Consider the following 6,632-nt stretch of genomic DNA (forward strand, 5'->3'; position numbering starts at 1 on the left):
GGTTCAAATTATAGTTTCATTAATGTTATTAATTAATGATTTTTACCTATTATGTTTGTTGTGGTTTTGAAAGTAATGTTTATTGGTTCTCATCATTATTTTCTTTATCAAAAGCTATGCTGAAGTTACCCTGTCGGGTTAGATTAAAAATCGCACGTTGCCAATTTTCTGGTTGATTTTGTATTGCAGAATCAAACAGCGTTTTAAATAAATCAATAATATGGTCAGAAACGGCAATAGGGTGCTGAGTTTCATCGGCCTCTTTTTCATAAAAGGCTTGGCATGTAATGACCTCATCGTGCTGGCAATCTAAAACTAACGCTGCTTTCGACCAGTCATCGTTAATTTGTTGATAGAGATATTGACCTAGTTGTTGTGGGATTTGTGAGTTGGGTGTCATGTGCTGTCCTTAGCGTTGTTGCTATAAAGTGCCGTTTTCGTATTTATTGGCAAGCTCTTTCCATGTTTCAAAAAAACCGCCCTGAAATAGGTAGCTATCTGAAATAATTAATGATTGATAGCCTGAATCATCAAAATCTTTGCGAGAATAGTTATATAAACTATAACCTTGGTCGCCTCTTTCATTTAACCTCCCCATTAAACGTGTAAGGCCGATATCTTCACCTTCAACTAAATCATCAGTGCTTATTTTTCCATGGGGTAACCCACCTTCGTGAGGCATTTTAGTAAAAAACTCAAACTTATTAACAAACCAAGGTAAAATTGAAAGTGGTGCATCAAATTGTCTAGTTGATAGAAAATTAGGTTTATTTTTACGTTTAACAATTCGGTGCGAAACAATTGAAAGGTGATTGCTTTGAATAAAAAAGGATTCAAAGTCACCAGGATAATTCAGTTCATCCTCAATTCTCACTAAAAGTCTGATATCTTTTGGTGGCACTTCTGGATCTTTGATTTCAATAAGAGAAGGCAAAAATTGTTTGGGCATGTTAAATTCCGCTTTCAATTGGTTGAATAATGGGAGTAATGTCTATTGCATTCCCAAATTGTTCTAAGTTGATCAGTTATCTCTCAAAATTAAAGGTTTCAACTGCACAATAGTCTGCTCCTTTGAATAAACTGTCTAACTAACGGAATTTCTCTGTATTAGTTTTAGTTATATTGCCAACATCCATGTTGTTAAAGAGCGGTTACTGTCGTTTATTAATTTGGGTCTGTTGGTGGTGTTACATCAATTAGCCATGCTGGAATGTAGCCATTTTCAACTGTGAGCTTGTAGCCTTTTACGTCTTTAGCGATGATAGCTAAGGCTGTTAAAGCTAATGGGATGGCACCTTCGTTTGCACCTTCGTGGTCTTCGTTGTCGTAATATTCTTTATGCGCCAGCAAGGCTTTTTCCATGGCTTGATTATATTCTTGCTCACCGTTATCAGTGAATATGGCGGTGATCACCGGGATAAGCGGCCATTCCAAGCGACTAACATATAAGTAAATTTCATCATCGGCATAATCATCTGGATTACAAGTTAGGTATGCTTGCTCAATCAAGTTGGCTAAATCAGCACTAGGGTTAAATAAGCCTTTAAGTAAATCAGACAATGCATAATCAAATGGGGTGCGCTGGTTACCGTAATTAGATGTTTTAAACACATCGTTATCGATAGCCGTTAAGTAAGCGATGGCATCATGGTTACGGGCGATAATACTGCTGTACAAAGCAAGTAACCACACAGGGTGCTCAGCATGTTCAGGGTCGCGTTTACCAGTCACTTCTAAATACTCATCATCGTAAAAGAAAGGGAAAGGTTGGCCGTCATGGGCGTTACTTTGAAATATGCCGTGGCCTAATTGCGAAGCGCGAATAACATAGAGCCAAGCATGGTAGCTATTAGGGTTTTGAATCGCTTCCATGGGGAACGAGTCAATGATATTGCGGGTAAACTGTGTATGGAGTCCTAAGCGAGGATTTTTTTGAATACGGGGTATATTTTTATCTTCGTGCTTTTTATAGCGCTCTACCATATGGTCATAACTAACTTGTGCAAAGCTGTAATGGCTTTCAATCATTTTATTAGTTCCTTAAAATCCTATGTCAAAAATCGATACATCAATTACATCAACAAGCCCAGCATCATTGGCTTTTTGATACATGATTAGTATTAACGGCAGCAAAGCAAGGGTTTCATGCTTTGCTGCCAACATCCATGTTGTTAAAGAGCGGTTACTGTCGTTGATTAATTTGGCTCTGTTGGTGGTGTTACATCAATTAGCCATGCTGGAATGTAGCCATTTTCAACAGTGAGCTTATAGCCTTTTACGTCTTTAGCGATGATGGCTAAGGCTGTAAGGGGCAAAGAAACTGCGCCTCGATTGCTCCACATTCTATCTTCATTACCATAATATTCTTTATGAGCCTGCAAGGCTTTTTCCATGGCTTGATTATATTCTTGCTCACCGTTATCAGTGAATATGGCGGTGATCACCGGGATAAGTGGCCACTTCAAACGGCTTGCATAGAGGTATGCTTCATCTTCGACATAATCATCTGGGTTACAGGTAAGGTATGCTTGCTCAATTAAGTTGGCTAAATCAGCACTAGGGTTAAATAAGCCTTTAAATATATTGGCTAATGCATAATCAAAGGGTTTAAGTTGATTACCATAATTAGATGTTTTAAACACATCGTTATCGATAGCCGTTAAGTAAGCGATGGCATCATGGTTACGGGCGATAATACTGCTGTACAAAGTAAGTAACCATACAGGGTGCTCAGCATGTTCAGGGTCGCGTTTACCTACTACTTCTAAATATTCATCATCGTAAAAAAAAGGGAAAGGTTGGCCGTCATGGGCATTACTTTGAAATATGCCGTGGCCTAATTGCGAAGCGCGAATAACATAGAGCCAAGCATGGTAGCTATTGGGGTTTTGAATCGCTTCCATGGGGAATGTGTCGATTAAGTTTGTTTTTAAGCGAGTGTGCATTTGATAACCAGGATTTTTCTGTATCATTGCCAGTTCATTTTCTCTTAATCTACTATATAACTTTATAGTTCGGTCGTAGCTTACTTGTGCAAAGCTGTAATGGCTTTCAATCATTTAATTTATTCCTTAAAATCCTATATCAAAAATCGATACGTCAATAACTTCAATAAGCCCGGCGTCATTGGCTTTTTGTTGTATGCCTACGTACTCAATTTGTTGGCTTTTAGTCGCTATTTCAATCTCATCCAGCATATCTTGAATGCTCTCAACCTCTTTCACAAAATCTTCATCGCCTGCTATGTAGCGAGGGTCTTTCATTAGGCGCTTTGACTGTTCACTGTAGTTTTCAATTATCGAATTCATATACTTTTCAGAGCCTTGCTGGGCTCTTTCTTCTCCTGCTACACGACTACCCCAACTGGCATTACCGCCTTTGGCTTCGATAATTAATACTTTACCGTCTTCTGTTGCATACACTTGGTCAAATTGGCCTTGTTTGCCTTTACCTGGGAGTTTGCTTGCCAATGGTGTGGCATCTGGATAATTTTGTTTCACATAAATGCGCGCGGCTTCTTCACCCAGTGCTTCACTGGCTAAGCGCATGGCACTTTGCGCTTCTTTTAATGCGGTGGCGTTTCCGGCAAGGAGTGCGGCATCACGCTTGGCGACAGCTTGATTGCGTGCTGCTTCAAACTGTTTGAGTCGCTGTTTAACGTTGTCACTTAAATTAGCATGATTTATCTTTAATTTTTGCGCTATTTTGTTAAACACATTTATTTGGTCTGACACGGGTACTAAATTACCATTTTCGTAACGTAATTTAGGGGGCTTTTTGCCATCCAGGCGGCTAATAATGACTTTACCTTCACTGTTGGTATATGCGCGGTAATTGCCGCGAATATCGTCAGATAATTCAGTGAGTAATAAATATTCAGCATGGTCTTTTGCTGACACATGAGTCGCCACAGCGTGGTTTTTACTTGGCTGTAACTGTGTATCTGGTTTGGTTATTTTGGCTGAAACAGTCGGATGTTCAGCCGTCACAGCGTGTGATAACTGTTTATTTAGCTGCTTGCGTTTAACAATCTCGGCAATCTGAGTCAGTGCTTTATTTGCTTTTGCTAAATACCGTGATTTACTTGCCAGTGAAGCGGCCGCACCCGCGCCACCTGTGAGCATTGCTAATACAACCTCAAATGCCAAAATACCCGTTAATCGTTCTTGCTCTACGTGTGAGTGGGCATCAATATACTCGTAAGGGAAGCGCGCTAGCGCTAAGCGGGTTTGTTCATCATCAAGTAGAATGTAAAGTAACTCACATGCTTGAGTAAGTGATTGGGCTGATTTTTGTGAGAAAGAAATAATTGTTTCTAGCTCATATTTAACGGCTTCTTTATCACCGCGAGCAATGGCTTCTATAATTCTAAAGCAAGCAGAGTACACACTTATATTAATATCAATACCGAGTACAATCAGGTCTGCTACGCCCTCAATAAGTGACTTTGCACCTTGATAAAAACCAGTGGCATTTGCACCTAGTTCTATCATGTATTGGTTAAATAGACTTTCTTGTTCAAACAAGGCATCTTCAATGGCCGCTTTTTGTCGAACTTCATTTAGCATCGCTTCTAGGGTCTGCTTAAACTCATTACGCAGTGCAACTAAACGCTGTTCGTCGTCATCAGATGAAGCAATAAAACGAACCTGACTTTGACCTTGCGGCACGTTGGCCAGTTGCGCTTTGCCATTACTGAGTGAGCCGGTGTGCTCATGGCCAAGGCTATCGATAAGCGAGTAACGAATATTGTCTTCAGCACTGCCATCTAGGTAGCAATAGCTTAAGTCTAGTGTGCATAGTGTAGTAGAATCGAGTGAGCTATCAGCCAAATCAAATGATGAAATAGCAGGCGCACGACTCACATTAAGGCTTTGTGCACGCGCTGTACTTGGGCTTTCAATATCGTAATCTACGGGGCCATCAAAATTTATAAATGTGCCATCAAGGGTGAGTACATCGGTGGCAATAATCTCAACATTTCCTTGACTGTCGAGTTTAATTTCGCCGCCTTCGTTATGCAGGATTAAATCACCACGGCCTGAGCCTGTAATCGCGATTGACTGGTTGGTTTGCAAAAATGTTGAGCCATTGGGGGCCGAAATAGTTAAGTCACTTGAGTTGGTTTTAAGCTGAATATCGCTTTGCGCAAAGGCTTTAACTGCGCGACCACTTACCATCGACAGTGCTTGACGAGATTCAATAAGGGTGTTTTTTCCTTGCCATGCTTGGCTACCTGCACTTTGCATGTTGATATCGCGGTTTTGAGTGCTGAGCGAAACATTGTTTTTTACATCAATAAACTGATTATTTTTAATCACAAACTGAATGTTGTCGTTCTCAGTTGTTAGGCAAAGGTCTTTACCTGCATGTAAGTTAATGGTGCCGAGCTGGCTTATCCATTCTATAAATTGGCGGCCTGATTTTTTGGCATTGAGCTCAAGATAGTGCTCATTGGCTAAGGTTTGTAAAATGATTTTAGGTGCTTGCTTGTCATCATCAAACTGCAGCTCGTTTTGCGCCGCACTGACCAGCCTGTTTTGCGTATTATTTGCAGCGGTGACAACGCTTGGCTGCGATTCATTCATCGCAAAACCCATTAAAAACGTGTTGTTAGGGTCGTTATTTATACAGCCAATAAGTACCTCAGAACCACCAACAAGGGGGAAGTGCCAGCCAGTGGCCTGAGGTTGGTTTTGACATGCGTATAAAGCAAGTTGCTGAATTGCTTGGCTTGATTGCGCAATTGGCCTTGCTGTTGTGTCAAAATCAGTTCGCACACGGTAGCAGCCCAAATCATCAATGAAACTAGAAGTCGTTAAAGACTCTACCTTAGCCGGAAATACCATAGGTTTGGCTTGATGTGGCAAAGGTTTGGCTTTAAAAAGCGTACCACGTTCGATAAATTGGGCTTTACAACTATAGCGTGTTAAACCTTGGTGACTATTTTCGTCATTAGGTTGTTCACTGCTGTGATACACGCTAACACACAGTAAATCAGCACTACTGCCCGTGCCGGTTTGGTCGTCAATTGCAACTGAGCTACCCGCAAATAAATCACATACATTACCCACTAGCTGCGTTGTTTTATTAAGAGAGGCTAACGCGTTACTGAAATCTTGCGCTTGTAATGAGGCGGCACTGGGTGTTGATGCGCATGGTTCAAAGTAAGATTGACTGTTACTTGCGACCTTTAAATATTGTCCATGGGCCACGCAGTCAGTGCGATCATTGTAAATAGAGTGATGTACTTGGCTGTTAAAAAAGCCAACATAAGCGGTATTTTCATCGTTATTCATACCGGCCGAGTTTTTGACTGATACAACACCGCGCTGCAAATATGGGCTGTTTAAGTTACTATCACTGATCACTAACAGTTCAATGTTATTTTTTGTTTCAAACCAAATAAACAAGCCAAATTGGGTTAGTATGCGTTGTAGAAAGTGCCAGTTGGTTTCCATTGCTTGCACACACTGTGGAAGCGCTGGCAGTGATGAGCCGACACGAAAATCAATTTGCCCTGGTGAATAGCCAGCTTGGCCTGCTAAATAAAAAATAATATCTTTTAAATTAACGCTAATAAAAACCTTACTGTTTGTAATGTTTTTTAATGTGCTCAATCTATCTTTAAT

The 6,632-nt window shown here is 40.6% G+C and carries 6 protein-coding genes; all 6 read right to left on the bottom strand.

What is annotated here, in order from left to right; translation table 11 throughout:
• Positions 1–79: 79 nt before the first annotated feature.
• Positions 80–400, bottom strand: a complete 321-nt coding sequence (locus tag L1D51_RS19895) for an immunity protein YezG family protein (RefSeq protein ID WP_239964603.1) — start codon at positions 398–400, stop codon at positions 80–82.
• Positions 401–421: 21 nt separating this feature from the next.
• The gene (locus L1D51_RS19900; RefSeq protein ID WP_239964604.1) at positions 422–949 is read right to left on the bottom strand and encodes a hypothetical protein; all 528 of its coding nucleotides are present in this window, start codon (positions 947–949) and stop codon (positions 422–424) included.
• 215 nt (positions 950–1,164) lie between these two features.
• Positions 1,165–2,028, bottom strand: coding sequence for an immunity 49 family protein (locus L1D51_RS19905; RefSeq protein ID WP_239964605.1), 864 nt, complete (start codon positions 2,026–2,028; stop codon positions 1,165–1,167).
• Between the two features lie 12 nt (positions 2,029–2,040).
• On the bottom strand, positions 2,041–2,163 hold the full coding sequence (locus L1D51_RS21805; protein ID WP_275669237.1) for a hypothetical protein: 123 nt from the start codon (positions 2,161–2,163) through the stop codon (positions 2,041–2,043).
• 32 nt (positions 2,164–2,195) lie between these two features.
• On the bottom strand, positions 2,196–3,059 hold the full coding sequence (locus L1D51_RS19910) for an immunity 49 family protein (RefSeq protein ID WP_239964606.1): 864 nt from the start codon (positions 3,057–3,059) through the stop codon (positions 2,196–2,198).
• A gap of 12 nt (positions 3,060–3,071) precedes the next feature.
• The coding region (locus tag L1D51_RS19915) for a contractile injection system protein, VgrG/Pvc8 family (RefSeq protein ID WP_239964608.1) at positions 3,072–6,632 on the bottom strand (3,561 nt) is incomplete at its 5' end.

This window comes from Pseudoalteromonas shioyasakiensis (genome assembly GCF_022398475.1).
Classification (GTDB): domain Bacteria; phylum Pseudomonadota; class Gammaproteobacteria; order Enterobacterales; family Alteromonadaceae; genus Pseudoalteromonas.

Bases quoted from the DNA above. Each gene is read 5' to 3' on its own strand.
- L1D51_RS19895 (WP_239964603.1), bottom strand. From the start codon at position 400: ATGACACCCAACTCACAAATCCCACAACAACTAGGTCAATATCTCTAT.
- L1D51_RS19900 (WP_239964604.1), bottom strand. From the start codon at position 949: ATGCCCAAACAATTTTTGCCTTCTCTTATTGAAATCAAAGATCCAGAA.
- L1D51_RS19905 (WP_239964605.1), bottom strand. From the start codon at position 2,028: ATGATTGAAAGCCATTACAGCTTTGCACAAGTTAGTTATGACCATATG.
- L1D51_RS21805 (WP_275669237.1), bottom strand. From the start codon at position 2,163: ATGTTGGCAGCAAAGCATGAAACCCTTGCTTTGCTGCCGTTAATACTA.
- L1D51_RS19910 (WP_239964606.1), bottom strand. From the start codon at position 3,059: ATGATTGAAAGCCATTACAGCTTTGCACAAGTAAGCTACGACCGAACT.